Source organism: Pseudomonas sp. S34, from assembly GCF_009866745.1.
Taxonomy (GTDB): Bacteria; Pseudomonadota; Gammaproteobacteria; order Pseudomonadales; family Pseudomonadaceae; genus Aquipseudomonas; species Aquipseudomonas jessenii.
Map to the genome: position 1 here is coordinate 3381475 of NZ_CP019398.1, position 16371 is coordinate 3397845.

Annotated in this window: 19 protein-coding genes; 11 read left to right on the top strand and 8 right to left on the bottom strand. The window is 59.3% G+C overall.

Features of this window, described 5'->3' with window-relative positions; all coding sequences use genetic code 11:
* Positions 1-154: 154 nt before the first annotated feature.
* The 3 genes from ahpF to PspS34_RS15025 form a co-directional block, all read right to left on the bottom strand.
* Positions 155-1717, bottom strand: a complete 1563-nt coding sequence (gene ahpF, locus PspS34_RS15015; RefSeq protein WP_159390063.1) for an alkyl hydroperoxide reductase subunit F — start codon at positions 1715-1717, stop codon at positions 155-157.
* Between the two features lie 139 nt (positions 1718-1856).
* Entirely contained in the window at positions 1857-2420 is a 564-nt protein-coding gene (ahpC, locus tag PspS34_RS15020; RefSeq protein WP_007975937.1) for an alkyl hydroperoxide reductase subunit C, read from the bottom strand.
* Positions 2421-2559: 139 nt separating this feature from the next.
* Entirely contained in the window at positions 2560-3498 is a 939-nt protein-coding gene (locus PspS34_RS15025; RefSeq protein ID WP_154859828.1) for a site-specific integrase, read from the bottom strand.
* Positions 3499-4337: 839 nt separating this feature from the next.
* On the opposite strand from PspS34_RS15025, the gene PspS34_RS15030 reads away from it, so the two are divergent.
* A complete protein-coding gene (locus tag PspS34_RS15030; protein WP_150814109.1) occupies positions 4338-5348 on the top strand; it encodes a DNA-binding protein in 1011 nt (336 codons plus the stop codon).
* Here the strand turns inward: PspS34_RS15030 and gorA are convergent.
* Together gorA and galU are read right to left on the bottom strand one after the other, a co-directional pair.
* Positions 5345-6703: a glutathione-disulfide reductase gene (gene gorA, locus PspS34_RS15035; protein ID WP_090455468.1), complete on the bottom strand. Its 1359-nt coding sequence runs from the start codon at positions 6701-6703 to the stop codon at positions 5345-5347. The two genes, PspS34_RS15030 and gorA, sit on opposite strands and share 4 nt — an antisense overlap.
* Before the next feature lie 130 nt (positions 6704-6833).
* The gene (gene galU, locus PspS34_RS15040) at positions 6834-7673 is read right to left on the bottom strand and encodes a UTP--glucose-1-phosphate uridylyltransferase GalU (protein WP_007975949.1); all 840 of its coding nucleotides are present in this window, start codon (positions 7671-7673) and stop codon (positions 6834-6836) included.
* A gap of 288 nt (positions 7674-7961) precedes the next feature.
* On the opposite strand from galU, the gene PspS34_RS15045 reads away from it, so the two are divergent.
* Together PspS34_RS15045 and PspS34_RS15050 are read left to right on the top strand one after the other, a co-directional pair.
* Entirely contained in the window at positions 7962-8150 is a 189-nt protein-coding gene (locus tag PspS34_RS15045) for a hypothetical protein (protein WP_007985505.1), read from the top strand.
* Positions 8151-8287: 137 nt separating this feature from the next.
* Positions 8288-8569, top strand: a complete 282-nt coding sequence (locus tag PspS34_RS15050) for a hypothetical protein (protein WP_057714661.1) — start codon at positions 8288-8290, stop codon at positions 8567-8569.
* 11 nt (positions 8570-8580) lie between these two features.
* On the opposite strand, the gene PspS34_RS15055 is transcribed toward PspS34_RS15050, so the two are convergent.
* Together PspS34_RS15055 and PspS34_RS15060 are read right to left on the bottom strand one after the other, a co-directional pair.
* Positions 8581-8811 carry a hypothetical protein gene (locus PspS34_RS15055; RefSeq protein ID WP_008053025.1) on the bottom strand — a complete coding sequence of 77 codons (231 nt, stop codon included), beginning with the start codon at positions 8809-8811 and terminating at the stop codon, positions 8581-8583.
* A 72-nt stretch (positions 8812-8883) separates the two neighbouring features.
* Positions 8884-9240 (bottom strand): hypothetical protein, encoded by a 357-nt coding sequence (locus tag PspS34_RS15060; protein WP_057714660.1) that lies wholly within the window; start codon positions 9238-9240, stop codon positions 8884-8886.
* A gap of 201 nt (positions 9241-9441) precedes the next feature.
* Between PspS34_RS15060 and PspS34_RS15065 the strand changes: the two genes are divergently transcribed.
* From PspS34_RS15065 to ada, 5 genes are all read left to right on the top strand, one after another.
* Positions 9442-9744: a DUF1883 domain-containing protein gene (locus PspS34_RS15065; protein WP_007912251.1), complete on the top strand. Its 303-nt coding sequence runs from the start codon at positions 9442-9444 to the stop codon at positions 9742-9744.
* 37 nt (positions 9745-9781) lie between these two features.
* On the top strand, positions 9782-9949 hold the full coding sequence (locus PspS34_RS28290; RefSeq protein WP_090455470.1) for a hypothetical protein: 168 nt from the start codon (positions 9782-9784) through the stop codon (positions 9947-9949).
* A 117-nt stretch (positions 9950-10066) separates the two neighbouring features.
* Complete coding sequence (locus PspS34_RS15070; protein ID WP_159390064.1) at positions 10067-10771, top strand: 2OG-Fe(II) oxygenase; 705 nt, start codon at positions 10067-10069, stop codon at positions 10769-10771.
* Positions 10761-11441, top strand: a complete 681-nt coding sequence (alkB, locus tag PspS34_RS15075; protein ID WP_159390065.1) for a DNA oxidative demethylase AlkB — start codon at positions 10761-10763, stop codon at positions 11439-11441. The genes PspS34_RS15070 and alkB overlap by 11 nt, the downstream gene beginning before the upstream one ends.
* A gap of 87 nt (positions 11442-11528) precedes the next feature.
* On the top strand, positions 11529-12593 hold the full coding sequence (gene ada, locus PspS34_RS15080; RefSeq protein ID WP_159390066.1) for a bifunctional DNA-binding transcriptional regulator/O6-methylguanine-DNA methyltransferase Ada: 1065 nt from the start codon (positions 11529-11531) through the stop codon (positions 12591-12593).
* Here ada and PspS34_RS15085 read toward each other — a convergent pair whose 3' ends face one another.
* On the bottom strand, positions 12594-13577 hold the full coding sequence (locus tag PspS34_RS15085; protein WP_159390067.1) for an MDR family oxidoreductase: 984 nt from the start codon (positions 13575-13577) through the stop codon (positions 12594-12596).
* Positions 13578-13731: 154 nt separating this feature from the next.
* On the opposite strand from PspS34_RS15085, the gene PspS34_RS15090 reads away from it, so the two are divergent.
* The 3 genes from PspS34_RS15090 to modB all read left to right on the top strand — a co-directional run bounded on the left by PspS34_RS15090 (position 13732) and on the right by modB (position 16370).
* Positions 13732-14799: a nitronate monooxygenase gene (locus PspS34_RS15090; protein WP_159390068.1), complete on the top strand. Its 1068-nt coding sequence runs from the start codon at positions 13732-13734 to the stop codon at positions 14797-14799.
* A gap of 122 nt (positions 14800-14921) precedes the next feature.
* Positions 14922-15689 carry a molybdate ABC transporter substrate-binding protein gene (gene modA, locus PspS34_RS15095; RefSeq protein WP_154859820.1) on the top strand — a complete coding sequence of 256 codons (768 nt, stop codon included), beginning with the start codon at positions 14922-14924 and terminating at the stop codon, positions 15687-15689.
* Positions 15690-16370, top strand: a complete 681-nt coding sequence (modB, locus tag PspS34_RS15100) for a molybdate ABC transporter permease subunit (protein WP_057714653.1) — start codon at positions 15690-15692, stop codon at positions 16368-16370.
* Position 16371 lies beyond the last annotated feature (1 nt).

The window sequence follows — 16371 nt, forward strand, 5'->3', positions numbered from 1 at the left end:
GTATTTGCAGCGCCGGCGCCGATACCCCTTGTAGGAGCGAGCCTGCTCGCGATAAACCCGAGAACGCCGCGGGGTACCTGCCAACCAGCGTTATCGTTGACGACCATCGCGAGCGAGCTCGCTCCTACAAGGTTTTTTGTTTTCAGCGTCCGATTTATGCCGGAGCCGAGGTCCGGATCAAGTGATCGAAAGCGCTCAGGGAAGCCTTGGCACCCTCGCCCACTGCAATCACGATCTGCTTGTACGGCACCGTGGTCACGTCGCCGGCAGCGAACACACCCGGCACCGACGTTTCACCGCGAGCGTCGACGATGATCTCGCCACGGGGCGACAATTCGATGGTGCCTTTGAGCCAATCGGTGTTGGGCAACAGACCGATCTGCACAAAGATCCCTTCCAGTTCCACGCTGCGCAATTCGTCGCTCTGACGATCCTTGTAGCGCAGGCCGTTGACCTTCTGGCCGTCACCGGTGACCTCAGTGGTTTGCGCACTGGTGATCACGGTGACGTTCGGCAGGCTGTGCAACTTGCGCTGCAATACCGCATCGGCACGCAACTGCACATCGAACTCCAGCAGCGTGACATGGGACACGATACCGGCCAGGTCGATGGCCGCTTCGACGCCGGAGTTGCCGCCGCCAATCACCGCCACGCGCTTGCCCTTGAACAGCGGGCCGTCGCAATGCGGGCAGTACGCCACGCCCTTGTTGCGGTATTGCTGCTCACCGGGAACGTTCATTTCTCGCCACCGCGCACCGGTCGCCAGAATCACGGTCCTGGCCTTCAACGATGCGCCGCTGGCGAAGTGAATCTGGTGCAACTCGCCATTCTTGCCGGGTACCAGTTTGTCGGCACGCTGCAGGTTCATGATGTCCACGTCGTACTGCTTGACGTGTTCTTCAAGGGCCACGGCCAGTTTCGGGCCTTCGGTTTCCTGCACCGAGATAAAGTTCTCAATGGCCATGGTGTCCAGCACCTGGCCACCAAAACGTTCGGCCGCGACACCGGTGCGAATGCCTTTACGGGCCGCGTAGATTGCCGCCGAAGCACCGGCCGGGCCACCGCCGACCACCAGCACGTCAAAGGCTTCTTTGGCGCTGATCTTCTCGGCCTGGCGTTCGATGCCGCTGGTGTCGATCTTGGCGAGGATTTCTTCCAGGCCCATGCGGCCCTGGCCGAAGTTCACACCGTTAAGGTAGATGCTGGGGACCGCCATGATCTGGCGCTCATCGACTTCAGCCTGGAACAGCGCGCCGTCGATGGCGACGTGGCGAATGTCCGGGTTCAGTACCGCCATCAGGTTCAGCGCCTGGACCACGTCCGGGCAGTTCTGGCAAGACAGCGAGAAGTAAGTCTCGAAGTTGAACTCGCCTTTGAGCGAGCGGATCTGTTCGATCACTTCGACACTGGCCTTCGAAGGGTGGCCGCCGACTTGCAGCAAGGCCAGCACCAGCGAAGTGAATTCGTGGCCCATCGGAATGCCGGCGAAACGCAGGCTGATATCGGCACCCGGGCGATTGATCGAGAACGATGGCTTGCGTGCATCGTCACCGTTGTCGAGCAAAGTGATCTGGCTGGAAAGACTGGCAACGTCTTTCAGCAATTCAAGCATTTCCTGGGATTTCGCACCGTCGTCGAGGGAGGCAACGATCTCGATCGGCTGGGTGACCCGTTCCAGGTACGATTTCAACTGGGCTTTAAGATTGGCGTCCAACATACGGGCGATTTCCTTTTGACTGATTCATTTAGAGCAGGCATAAAAAAACGCCCGAGAGAATCTCGCCCGGGCGTTTTTATTGGGCGGTGCAGCTTACCGAGTAGGTGCGGAGTTCCGCCCTGATGGTGCGATCACAGACTTAGATCTTGCCGACCAGGTCCAGGGACGGCGCCAGAGTGGCCTCGCCTTCTTTCCACTTGGCCGGGCAAACCTGACCTGGGTGAGCAGCGACGTACTGGGCAGCCTTGATCTTGCGCAGCAGCTCGGAAGCGTCACGGCCTACACCGCCGTCGTTGAGTTCAACGATCTTGATCTGGCCTTCAGGGTTGATCACGAAGGTGCCGCGGTCAGCCAGGCCTGCTTCTTCGATCAGCACGTCGAAGTTGCGGGAGATGGCGTGGGTCGGGTCGCCGATCATGGTGTACTGGATCTTGCCGATGGCTGGCGAAGTGTTGTGCCAGGCAGCGTGGGCGAAATGAGTGTCGGTGGAAACGCTGTAGATCTCGACGCCCAGTTTCTGGAACGCGTCGTAGTTGTCAGCCAGGTCTTCCAGCTCGGTCGGACAGACGAAGGTGAAGTCGGCCGGGTAGAAGAACACCACAGACCACTTGCCTTTCAGGTCTGCGTCCGAGACTTTTACGAAGTCGCCATTTTTGAATGCGTCAGCTTTGAACGGTTTAACTTGGCTGTTGATGATAGGCATCGTTGACTCTCCGTCAGGGGGTTAAGAAGTTGATGGAAAGAACTTTACCCACTCGACGAACGGAAGGCTCATTGGCAAACCTGATGCTGCTGATTGGCTTTCGCTATTAGCCAGCTGTATTAATAGAAGAAAACGGTATCTAGGGTGAGACGGGCTTTTCCGTGATACGCGCCATGCCGAGAAACGGACTGGCTTCGATGTAGCGCATGGCCGACTTCATGTCCTTCCAGCCCACATAGCTCATCAGCGACTTCAGATCCCAGCCACTTTGATGCGCCCAGGTGGCAAAGCCGCGACGCAAGGAATGACTGGTGTAAAGCTCACCGGCGATACCTGCTCGCGCCAACGCCTGACGCAATAGCGGAATCACGCTGTTGGCGTGCAAGCCCTCCTCGCCCAGATGCCCCCAGCGGTCGATGCCACGGAACACCGGCCCACGCACCAGTGCCGCCTCGGTAATCCAGTCGATATAAGCCTGCACCGGACACAAGCGTTGCAAGGCCGGTGTCTGATAGGTCTTGCCAAGGTTATCGCGATCACTCTTGCTACGCGGCAGATAGAGACTGATGCCGGAACCGGCGCTGGCCTGCACGTGTTCCACCTGAAGCCGGCACAACTCATCACTGCGAAAGCCACGCCAGAAGCCCAACAGGATCAGGGCCATGTCGCGCCTGGCCCGCAGCAAACCCGGTCGGTCGCCTGTGGCCCTGGCGGTCTGCACTTCTTGCTCCAGACAACTGACCACCTGTTCCAGGTGCTGAAGCTGCAAGGGTTCTGCCTGTTTCTCCTGGGCCGGGTGCAGCGCGCGAATGCCCTTGAAAACTTTGCGCACCACCGGCGCCTTGGTGGGATCGGCAAAGCCCTGGCTGTTGTGCCACTGCGCCAATGCCGACAAACGCAGTTTCAGCGTGTTGATCGACAACACGCCGGCATGGGCCACCAGGTAGCGCGCCACGCTGTCGCCGGTTGCCGGCAGAAAACCGCCCCACGTGACTTCGAAGTGCTCGATGGCCGCCCGATAGCTGCGACGGGTGTTGTCGCGAGTCGCTGCTTGCAGATAGCGATCCAGATCGCTCATAGGAAATGAACCTGTTTTAACCGACTGTAGGAGCGAGCTTGCTCGCGATGATCGTCAACGATAACGCTGGCTGCCAGGTGCCCCGCGGCGTTCTCGGGTTTTTCGCGAGCAGGCTCGCTCCTACAAAGGGCATCGGTCGCTGGCGTTAAAAACACAAAACACTGTAGGAGCGAGCTCGCTCGCGATGGTCGTCAACGATAACGCTGGCTGCCAGGTGCCCCGCGGCGTTCTCGGGTTTTTCGCGAGCAGGCTCGCTCCTACAAGGGGCATCGGTCGCTGGCGTTAAAAACACAAAACACTGTAGGAGCGAGCTTGCTCGCGATGATCGTCAACGATAACGCTGGCTGGCAGGTGCCCCGCGGCGTTCTCGGGCTTTTCGCGAGCAGGCTCGCTCCTACAAGGGGTATCGGCGCTGGCGCGAAAAACACAAAACGCTGTAGGAGCGAGCTCGTTCGCGATGGACGTCAACGATAACGCTGGCTGGCAGGTGCCCCGCGGCGTTCTCGGGTTTTTCGCGAGCAGGCTCGCTCCTACAAGGGGTATCGGCCGCTGGCGCGAAAAACACAAAACACTGTAGGAGCGAGCTTGCTCGCGATGGTCGTCAACGATAACGCTGGCTGCCAGGTGCCCCGCGGCGTTCTCGGGTTTTTCGCGAGCAAGCTCGCTCCTACAAGGGTTGGTGTACGGAAACAGTGCGAGGAATACCTAAAAATTTCGCTCACACGGGGTAATACCAGTATATCCCGTGTTAGTTACATTCGGCATTTAACTTTTTAAATTGAATGGTACAATGTGTATTTACGTGGTACGTACCACATCATCAAAACCCGGGAGATCTCATGGCACGCGGCGGTGTAAATAAAGCGGTGGTTCAAGCCGCTCGGTTGGCGATCCTCGCCCGCGGCGAAAACCCCAGCATCGATGCCGTACGCATCGAAATGGGCAATACCGGCTCGAAAACCACGATTCATCGCTACCTCAAGGAGCTCGATGACCGGGTCGAACCTGTCGAGGCACCCACAGAACCGATCGACGACGAACTGATGGCGCTGGTGGCACGGCTCGCGCAAAGACTCAAGGAGCAGGCGCAAGAGCCCATCGACCAGGCGCGCGCGCAGTACGAAGAACAACGCAAGGCGCTGGAAAACCAGCTCGGCGAAGCGCAAGAGGACAACAGCGAACTGCACCAGCAATACGAGTTTCAAAGCCTGGCGCTGACTCAGGAATCCGAGGCCCTGCAAGAAACCCGAGCCATGCTGCAAACGGAGCAAACCCGCAACGCCGGGTTGAATCAGGCGCTGGCTGATTTCGAATTGCGTTTGAAGGACAAGGACGAGCAGATCCGCTCCCTTGAAGAAAAACACCTGCACACTCGCGACGCACTGGAGCACTACCGCAATGCGGTCAAGGAACAGCGCGAACAGGAAATGAGTCGCCACGAAGGCCAGGTGCAACAGATACAGATGGAACTGCGTCAGGCGCAACAAAGCGCACTGGTACGTCAGGATGAAATCACCCAGTTGCACCGCGACAACGAACGTTTGCTGACTGAAAACCGCGGCACGCTGCGCGAACTGAGCCTGCTGCAAGAACAGCTCAAGCAAAGCAATACCCGTCAGGATCAGTTGCTGGAACAGGCCACCCGCGTCGACGGTGAGCGCACCCTCCTCCAGGAACGCCTGCGCGTCGCCCTGCTGGAAAGCCAGGCACTCAAGCAGAACGTCGACGAGCAGTCGCAGCTCAACAGGTCACTGGAAATGGATCTGGCCAAGACCCGGGCGGATCTGGAAGAACGCGTACGTCTGGCCGCGACCCTTGCGGCAGCGGCAGACGCAGCGAAGGACGCTTAACCGGCGACCGGCGTACGCATGGTGACGAACTCTTCGGCGGCCGTCGGGTGCACCCCGATGGTTTCGTCGAAGTCGCGCTTGGTGGCGCCGGCCTTCAAGGCAATCGCCAGGCCCTGGACGATTTCACCAGCTTCCGGGCCGACCATGTGGCAACCCAGGACCTTGTCGGTGTTGGCGTCCACCACCAGTTTCATCAGCGTGCGCTCCTGGCATTCGGTCAGGGTCAGCTTCATCGGCCGGAAGCGGCTTTCGAAGATCTGCACCTCGTGACCGGCTTCGCGAGCTTCTTCCTCAGTCAAACCGACGGTGCCGATGTTCGGCAGGCTGAACACCGCCGTCGGGATCATCTTGTAATCCACCGGACGATACTGCTCTGGCTTGAACAGGCGTCGCGCCACCGCCATGCCTTCAGCCAGGGCCACCGGCGTCAGCTGAACACGGCCGATCACATCGCCCAGCGCCAGGATCGACGGCTCGGCGGTTTGATACAGCTCATCGACCTCGACAAAGCCTTTCCTGTCGAGTTTCACCCCGGTGTTTTCCAGCCCCAGATTGTCCAGCATCGGACGACGACCCGTGGCGTAGAACACGCAATCGGCTTCCAGCTGGCGACCATCCTTGAGCGTGACTTTCAGGCTGCCATCGGCCAGCTTGTCGATTCGCTCGATGTCCGCGTTGAACTGCAGGTCCATGCCGCGCTTGGTCAACTCTTCCTGCAAATGCTTGCGCACGGAACCATCGAAGCCGCGCAGGAACAGTTCGCCGCGATACAGCAGCGTGGTCTTGGCACCCAAGCCATGGAAGATCCCGGCGAACTCGACCGCAATGTAGCCACCGCCCACCACCAGCACCCGCTTGGGCAGCTCCTTGAGGAAGAACGCCTGGTTGGAACTGATGGCATGCTCATGCCCCGGAATCTCCGGAATCTGCGGCCAGCCGCCGGTGGCGATCAGGATGTTCCTGGCGGTAAAACGCTCACCATTGATCTCGACCTGATGCGGATCGACGATCTTCGCGTGACCTTCATGCAAGGTCACGCCGCTGTTGACCAGCAGGTTGCGATAAATGCCATTGAGGCGATTGATCTCGCGGTCCTTGTTGGCGATCAACGTCGGCCAGTCGAACTGCGCCTCATCCAGGCCCCAGCCAAAACCGGAAGCCTGCTCGAAGTCTTCGGCAAAGTGCGCACCGTAGACCAGCAATTTTTTCGGCACGCAGCCGACGTTCACACAGGTCCCGCCCAGGTAGCGGCTTTCGGCCACAGCCACTTTCGCACCGAACCCGGCGGCAAACCGCGCAGCCCGCACACCGCCGGAACCGGCGCCAATCACATAAAGGTCAAAATCGTAGGCCATTTTCAATCTCCTCGGCAGGTGACCAGCATACCCGCAGACATTTGTTGGGCAAGCGCTGCAGTCGATATGGGGCCTGAAAATGAAAAAGCCACCCGAAGGTGGCTTTTCAATACAGTCAGGTCGAAAGCGATCAGTACGCCTTGCCCGTCTTGTAGAAGTTCTCGAAGCAGAAGTTGGTCGCGTCGATGTAGCCTTCGGCGCCACCGCAGTCGAAGCGCTTGCCCTTGAACTTGTAGGCAATCACGCAACCATCCTGCGCCTGTTTCATCAGGGCGTCAGTGATCTGGATCTCGCCGCCTTTGCCTGGCTCGGTTTGTTCGATCAGGCTGAAGATGTCCGGCGTCATGATGTAACGACCGATGATCGCCAGGTTCGACGGGGCATCTTCCGGCTTTGGCTTCTCGACCATGTTGCGCACCCGGTACAGGTCGTCACCGATCAGGTCGCCTGCAATCACACCGTATTTGCTGGTTTCTTGCGGGTCTACTTCCATGATCGCGACGATGGTGCAGCGATACTGCTTGTACAGCTTGACCATCTGCTTCAGTACGCCGTCACCTTCCAGGTTGACGCACAGGTCATCCGCCAACACCACGGCGAACGGCTCGTCACCGATCAGTGGGCGACCGGTCAGGATCGCGTGACCCAGACCTTTCATTTCGGTCTGACGGGTGTAGGAGAACGAGCACTCATCCAACAGGCGGCGGATGCCGACCAGGTATTTCTCCTTGTCGGTGCCTTTGATCTGGTTTTCCAGCTCGTAGCTGATGTCGAAATGGTCTTCCAGGGCGCGCTTGCCGCGACCGGTGACGATGGAGATCTCGTTCAAGCCGGCATCCAGTGCCTCTTCGACGCCGTACTGGATCAGTGGCTTGTTTACCACCGGCAGCATTTCCTTGGGCATGGCTTTAGTCGCTGGCAGGAAGCGAGTACCGTAACCGGCTGCTGGGAACAAGCATTTCTTGATCATATAAGTCCTTGTAACGGCTGTGTGTACGAGTTTCGGCGCAGTCTAATCAGGCGGCGTGTACCTTACAATGCCCCGCGCTGGCTAACCGATGCCAACATAGAGAAATATTCTTGCCGATAGTTCCCTGCGCGGGTGTGCAGGTTACCGGGCAAACTCTTATGCATAGCAGAGATTCGCACAAATGCACGCTTTCTACCGCAACTGACATCCCGCCATCCCCCCAATGGCACCTGCTGCGTGCGTTTGGCGGTATCATGGCGCGATTGAACCAGACAACGAGGCAAGTAGATGTCGGCAGTAAAAAGCGTCAACGGATTCCTGATCAATCAGGAGAAAGACGGCCAATGGTGGGTGGCCAGTGTCGCCGGTGAAAATATCGCCGGGCCTTTCCCTTCCGAAGCCCTGGCAATCGAAGTGGCCTCGGTGCTGGAGCTTGAGCACCCGGAACCCAAGCGACGCGGCAAGGACAAGAGCTGATCGACGCCCGATGCGAAAAGCCCTGGCATAGCGCAGGGCTTTTTTATGAATACTGAAAAAGAAGTGGCCTTTGGCTATAACCTTTTGAATCCGGCGCTGTCTCAGCCTTAGCCCACCCCCCTGACGATGATCAAGCCATGAATAAAGTTTTGCCTTTGCTGACGGTATTGGCCCTGAGCGGCTGCGCAACGTCGGAACAAACCTACCTGGCTAACGGAGAGCAGGGTCTATCGATTGACTGCTCCGGTGAAGCCAACTCCTGGGCTGCGTGCTACGAAAAGGCCGATGCGTCCTGCGCGGGCACCGGCTACAAGATTGTCGGAACCGATGGTACCCCCTCGCTCAAAGAGAGCGAAAAGACTCTCGGCGCCGACGTCGGTAACTACAAGAGCCGCAACGTCGTGGTGATCTGCAGGTAACCCGCCGCGCCCTACATATGGATTTCGGCGAATTTGATTCCAAGCCCGCGCACGGTATCGATCAGATCATCAAGGCGGCTGAAGGACTCGACTTCATCATTGTCATCCACCAGGAAATAGCTGCGCCCGGCGCTTTTCTTGAAAAACACGATCCATTCCCCCAGCTCCGCCGGATTCTGAATCACATGGGTGGCAGAGATTAAACCCTCTGCATGCCGCTCCCGTACCTGCTCTCGCTTCATGTTCGACTCCAGAAATAACGATGCCGCCAAAGCAGGGCTTTGGCGGCATCGGTGCTGATGGTCGATAGTCTATCAGCCTGAAATGCACTCGTTGGCAGCCTTCTGTACATCCTTTGGCCGCACCGGGACATTGGACATGCTCTCGTGCAACTTGATGCTGCTGCCGCCGGAGCGTTCTTCGATGTCAAACACGGCAGACGGCCCCACGGAGAACTTGAGCGGCACGATCACGCGCAAGCCATCCTTGTGCGACTGGATCTGCAAGGCGCCTCGGCTATCGGCCAGTTTTTCGCTCAGGCATTGCGCGTATTCATGGGGCTTCTTGCCAGAAATCACGTTCATCGTCGGCAAGGACTCGTTGATGTCCGAGACGTTCGCGCAACCACTGATCGTCAATGCCATCGGCAACAACCACAAACCCCACTTCATACCAAACCTCCATTAAAGACCCTCGGACAGCGCAACTGCGATTTTTCTCCGAGACAAACTGCTTTATCGCTCATCAAATGTGAAATAAGCGTTTTTAATTGTCGAAGCGACCGGATAATAAGGCCTTCGGGCTGATAAACTGCGCCAATCGCCCATGCTATCGTTTTGATTTTGTAGAAAAAGCCCTTCTGGAGGCGCCTCATGAAATTTATCCATCAGCGCGAGCACCTCAATGAAGACGACATCGTCGTCATTCAATGCTCCCAAATGTGCAACATCCGCTTGATGAACGACGCCAACTTCCGCAGCTTCAAGAATGGTGGTCGTCACACCTATCACGGCGGTGCATTCGACACGTTTCCAGCCCGCATCACAGCCCCGAGCACCGGTTTCTGGAACATCACGATCGACACCGTCAACCGCCGCGCTATCAGCGTGACGCGCAAACCCACCCTGACGCACTCGATCAAAATCATTCGCCGCTCCAGCACGAAACTGAGCTGATCAGCGAACCCGAAACACAAGACAGGCAGATACAACCGTGGCCCAAACGACCAAGTACGTCATCAAATACAAACTCAACGGTGAGCGCCGCTTCGAGTTTGCCCAGCTTGAAAACGGCACCCAGGAAGAAGCCAAGGCGGCGCTGGACGCCATTCATGGACAGGACGACGTCATCAGCGACATCAGCGTCAGCAAAGCGTTGTAACACGATCCGGAGCGACAATGGACGTCGGCTCCCGCTCGCAGTTCGACCGCAAGCAGCGGAGTGCCAGTTTTATTTTTGCCTTGCAGACTGACCACCTCCATAACAAGAGGCCCGGCAATGAGCGAGCAATATCTGGACAGGCTGGACTGGCCCCGGCTGGAGCAGCAACTTGATCAGGACGGCTGCGCCGTCATCCCGTCACTGCTGAGTCACAAGGCTTGCGGGCAGGTCAGCGCCTGGTACCCTCACACTGAACTGTTTCGCTCCCACGTGGTGATGGCTCGCCACGGGTTCGGCCGAGGCGAGTACAAGTATTTCAACTACCCCTTGCCGGAACTTGTGGCCCGCTTGCGCAGCGCGCTCTACCCACGACTGGTGCCCATCGCCAATCGCTGGCATGAACAGATGGGCTTGCCGGAGCGTTTTCCTGAAACCCTTCCAGCCTTCCTCGAACGTTGCCATGCCGCTGGTCAGAACCGTCCGACACCCTTGTTGCTGCAATATGGTCCGCAGGACTACAACTGCTTGCATCAGGATCTGTACGGTGAGCACGTTTTCCCGCTGCAAGTGGCGATCCTGCTGTCAGACCCGGATCAAGACTTCACCGGCGGCGAATTTGTCCTGACTGAACAGCGCCCGCGAATGCAGTCACGCCCGATGGTCATCGGCCTGAAGAAAGGTGACGGGCTGATCTTTGCGGTCAACCAGCGTCCAGTCAAAGGCACTCGCGGTTACTACCGCGTTACCCTGCGCCACGGCGTGAGTCGCCTGCACAGCGGTAAACGGCATACCCTTGGAATCATCTTTCACGATGCGTCATGACCCCATGAATCCACAGACTTTCGATCTGTTTGCCGATGCAGAACCCGAGCAACAGCCCAGGCGCGAGCAGATCGGCGAACAGTCCTACGTGCTCAGAGGCTTCGCCCTGCCCTGGCTGGAGCGTTTGCTGCCTGCCCTGGAAGAAGTGCTGGCGGCGGCGCCGTTTCGGCAGATGGTCACACCCGGCGGTTTCACCATGTCGGTTGCCCTGAGCAGTTGTGGCCAATTCGGCTGGACCACTGACCTCAGCGGTTATCGGTACACCCGCCTCGATCCACAAACCGCAAAGCCCTGGCCAATGATGCCCGAGGTGTTTTTCCAACTGGCGCAAGCGGCGGCACAGGCAGCAGGGTTCACCGGTTTTGCGCCGGATTCCTGCCTGATCAACCGTTATATCCCCGGGGCAAAAATGTCATTGCATCAGGATAAGGACGAACATTCCTACGCCGCCCCCATCGTTTCGGTATCCCTGGGTTTGCCGGCGATGTTCCTGTTCGGCGGTTTTGCACGCAGCGACAAAAGTCAGCGCGTTCCCCTGTTCCATGGCGACATCGTGGTCTGGGGTGGCGTGGATCGCCTGCGTTATCACGGCGTGTTGCCGATCAAGGACGGCCATCATCCGAAACTGGGCGAGCAACGCATCAACTTCACCTTCCGTACCGCCGGATAAAGCCTTCGAATTTGACCGCAAGCGCCGGAGTGTGTGGCAACTGCCCCACGGTTAATGTGCAGGCAACCCCTCAATGGACGTGACGCCATGACAACCCGATCGACCAAAATCGCCACTGAGAACGATCCGCGCTGGGCCGCCGTGGTTGCGCGCGATCCCAAGGCTGACGGGCAGTTTGTCTATGCCGTGAAGACCACAGGCATCTACTGCAACCCCAGCAGCCTCGCGCGCTTGCCCAAGCCACACAATGTCGAATTCTTCGATAGCGCCGAGCAGGCCCGGGCCGCGGGTTATCGTCCGAGCAAACGCGCGACGAAGGATCAGAGCGAACTCGCCGCGCAACATGCCGCCACCGTGGCCGCCGCGTGCCGCCAGATCGAAAGCGCGCAAACGCTGCCCGCCCTGGGCGAATTGGCCGAGGCGGCGGGCCTGAGCAGCTTCCACTTCCATCGCGTGTTCAAAGCCGTCACCGGCCTGACGCCCAAGGGCTACGCCGATGCCCATCGTTCACGCAAGGTACGCGAGCGACTGGCGCACGGCGGCTCGGTGACCGATGCCCTGTATGACGCCGGCTTCAACTCCAACAGCCGGTTTTATGAAGCGGCAGACCAACTGCTGGGAATGAAACCCGGGGACTACCGCGCGGCCGGTCAAAACAACGACATTCGTTTTGCCGTCGGCCAGTGTTCGCTGGGAGCGATTCTGGTGGCGCAGAGTGAGCGCGGGGTCTGTGCGATCCTGCTGGGCGATGATCCGCACCAATTGGTCTGTGATCTGCAAGACAAATTCCGCCGCGCCAACCTGATCGGTGCCGATCATGAGTTCGAGCAATTGATTGCCCGGGTCGTCGGCTTTATCGAGGCGCCGGCCATTGGCCTTGATTTGCCGCTGGACGTACGCGGCACGGCGTTTCAGGAGCGTGTCTGGCAAGCGCTGCGGGAGATTCCCGTGGGCAGCACTGCCAGCTACGCTGATGTCGCCCAACGCATCGATCAACCAAAAGCCGTTCGCGCCGTGGCCCAGGCCTGCGGCGCGAACAGCCTGGCCGTGGCGATCCCTTGCCATCGCGTGGTGCGCAGCGATGGCAATCTGTCGGGCTATCGCTGGGGTGTCGAGCGCAAACGTCAATTGCTGCAGCGCGAATCGCAGTGATCAGCGATTCACATCCACCACTACGCGCCCGCGCAACTGCCCGGCCAGCAAGCGTGGCGCGGCTTCAATGGCTTCGCTCAAGCCGATTTCGTGACTGATCAGCGGCAACAGGTGGAAGTCCAGATCCCGGGCCAGGCGATTCCAGGCTTCCACGCGCTTGGCTTTGGGCTGGGTCACGCTGTTGATGCCGGCCAGGGTCACGCCGCGCAAGATGAACGGCGCAACGGATGCGGGAAAGTCCATGCCCTGGGCCAGACCGCAGGCCGCGACGGTGCCATTGGCCTGGGTGCTGGCGCACGCGTTGGCCAGGGTGTGGCTGCCGACCGAATCGATGACGGCTGCCCAGCGCTCCTTGGCCAACGGCTTGCCCGGCGCGGACAAGGTGGCGCGATCGATGATTTCTCTGGCGCCCAGTTGCTTCAGGTAGTCGTGCTCCGAGGTCCGTCCGGTGGACGCGACCACCCGGTAGCCGAGCCTGCTCAGCAAGGCGATGGCAAAACTGCCGACGCCACCGTTGGCGCCAGTCACCAGAATGTCGCCCTGCCCGGGCGTCACGCCGTTGTGCTCCAGTGCCAGGATGCACAGCATGGCCGTGTAGCCCGCCGTACCGATGGCCATCGCCTGAGCCGCGGTAAACGCCTTGGGTAGCGCTATAAGCCAGTCACCGTTCAGGCGAGCCTTCTGCGCCAATCCACCCCAATGCCCCTCACCCACGCCCCAGCCATTGAGCAGGACCTGGTCACCGACCTTGTAGTCCGGATGCCCGCTGACTTCGACGACACCGGCCAGATCGATGCCCGGAACCATCGGGAATTTGCGCACCACCGGACTGCTGCCGGTAATTGCCAGGCCATCCTTGAAGTTCAGCGTGCTGTAGGCCACACGCACCGTGACATCGCCCTCGGGTAATTGATCGTCCTGGATCTCTTGCAGTGTGGCCCGGTAACCGCTGTCGTCTTTGTCGATCAAAATGCCTTTGAACATTACGACCTCTCAATGGAATCAGTCTGTGGGTGGTGCAATTGAAATAACACATAAGCCTCACCCGCTGAAATGACGACTGGCCTTGCGCCAGTCGTTGCGTTACAAATCCTGTTCTACCGCCCCTACCCGGATTCAACGTCGGAGAACACAGCACATGAACCAATGGCCAGATACCCGCATTCTTGACCTGCTCGGGATCGAACTGCCAATCATTCAGGGGCCGATGGCCGGTGCCACAAACTCTTCCATGGTGATTGCAACCTGCAATGCCGGCGGCCTGGGCTCGATGCCAGCGGCGATGCTCAGCACGGATCAACTGCGCGAAGAGCTCAAAACCATCCGCCAACACACCCAGCGCCCGATCAACGTCAACTTCTTCTGTCATCAGCCACCGGCTCCGGATGAGCAACGCGTGCAGGACTGGAAAAACCTGCTGCAACCTTACTACCAGGAACTCGGCGCCGACTTCGATGCGCCGACGCCGGTGTCCAACCGGGCGCCGTTCGATAACGCGGCCTGCGAAGTGGTCGAAGCGTTTCGCCCTGAAGTGGTGAGTTTTCACTTTGGCCTGCCGGAAAAATCCCTGCTCGACCGGGTCAAGGCCACCGGCGCGAAGGTGCTGTCCTCGGCCACCACCGTCGCAGAAGCCGTGTGGCTGGAACAGCATGGTTGTGATGCAATCATTGCCATGGGCTACGAAGCCGGGGGCCATCGCGGAATGTTTCTCAGCGATGACCTGAGCAGTCAGGTGGGGACTTTCGCCCTGGTGCCCCAAGTCGTCGATGCGGTGAAGGTGCCGGTGATTGCCGCCGGCGGCATCGCTGACGCACGAGGCGTCGCCGCGGCCTTCATGCTCGGTGCTTCGGCGGTGCAGGTGGGTACGGCGTACCTGTTCACGCCAGAGGCCAAGGTCAGCCCTTCCCATCACAAAGCCTTGCGAACCGCCCGGGAAAGCGAGACGGCCGTCACCAACGTGTTCACCGGCCGCCCGGCCCGGGGCATCCTCAATCGGGTGATGCGTGAACTGGGGCCCATGAGCGCCAAGGCCCCGGCCTTCCCCCTTGCCGGTGGCGCGCTGATGCCGTTGCGGGCCAAAGGTGAAGCGGACTTCAGCAACCTGTGGGCCGGCCAGGCCTTTACCCTCGGGGTCGAATTGACCACCGAGGCACTGACTAGAAAGCTGGCTGAAGAAGGATTAGCGAGACTGCTGGGTCGTCCCTGAGCATCACTCCCATCAAAATTGTATACAATTTTGCGGCAACACATTCCGTTTAAAGGCAATTCGCTATATATTTTTGTACATAACGATTAACCTGCCGCCATTGCCTTTAACGGAGCCGTTTCATGACCATTCGTGCCTCACGTTTTGCCCCGACCTGCCTGGCGAGCCTTCTCGCCGTATTCGCCTTCGGCTCAGCCCAGGCGAACGAAGTCCAGGTGGCCGTCGCCGCCAACTTCACCGCCCCCATCCAGGCCATCGCCGCTGATTTCGAAAAAGACACCGGGCATAAACTGGTCGCCTCCTTTGGCGCCACCGGCCAGTTCTACACCCAGATCAAAAACGGCGCGCCGTTCGAAGTGTTCCTCTCGGCAGACGACAGCACCCCGAAAAAGCTTGAAGCCGAAGGCGACTCCGTCAAGGGTTCGCGCTTCACCTACGCCGTCGGTACGCTGGCGCTGTGGTCGGCCAAGGAAGGCTACGTCGATGCCAAGGGCGATGTGCTGAAAAAGAACGAATACCAGCACCTGTCCATCGCCAACCCCAAAGCCGCGCCTTATGGCCTGGCGGCGACCCAGGTACTGGCCAGGGAAGGTTTGACCGACAAGGTCAAGGACAAGATCGTTGAAGGCCAGAACATCAGCCAGGCCTACCAGTTCGTCTCCACCGGCAACGCCGAGTTGGGTTTTGTCGCCCTGTCGCAGATCTACAAGGACGGCAAGATCACCAGCGGTTCGGCCTGGATCGTTCCCGCCAACCTGCACGACCCGATCAAGCAAGACGCAGTGATTCTCAACAAGGGCAAGGACAACCCGGCCGCCAAGGCACTGGTTGACTACCTCAAGGGGCCGAAAGCGGCAGCTGTCATCAAGTCCTACGGTTACGAAATCTAAATGTCGCTATCGAGTGCCGATTTTTCCGCCATCTGGCTGACCCTGAAACTGGCGTCCCTGACGACCGTCATCCTGCTGATCGTCGGCACTCCGATTGCGTTATGGCTGTCGCGCACCCGCTCCTGGTTGCGCGGCCCGGTCGGGGCGATTGTCGCCCTGCCCCTGGTGCTGCCACCGACGGTGATTGGTTTCTATCTGTTGCTGGCCCTCGGCCCTCACGGGTACCTTGGCCAGCTCACCCAATCACTGGGCCTTGGCACCCTCACGTTCAGTTTTGCGGGGCTGGTCATCGGTTCGGTGCTGTATTCGATGCCGTTTGTGGTCCAGCCGCTGCAAAACGCTTTTTCCTCGATTGGCACGCGCCCGCTCGAAGTGGCCGCGACCTTGCGGGCCAATCCCTGGGATACCTTTTTCAGCGTGATATTGCCCCTGGCCCGCCCCGGTTTCATTACCGCGGCCATTCTCGGCTTTGCCCACACCGTCGGCGAGTTCGGCGTGGTGCTGATGATCGGCGGCAATATTCCCGAGAAGACCCGCGTGGTCTCGGTGCAGATCTACGATCACGTCGAAGCCATGGAGTATGCCCAGGCCCATTGGCTGGCCGGGGCAATGCTGGTGTTCTCGTTTGTCGTCCTGCTGGCGCTGTATTCCAGTCGTAAAACCAAAGCGGGCTGGAGCTGAC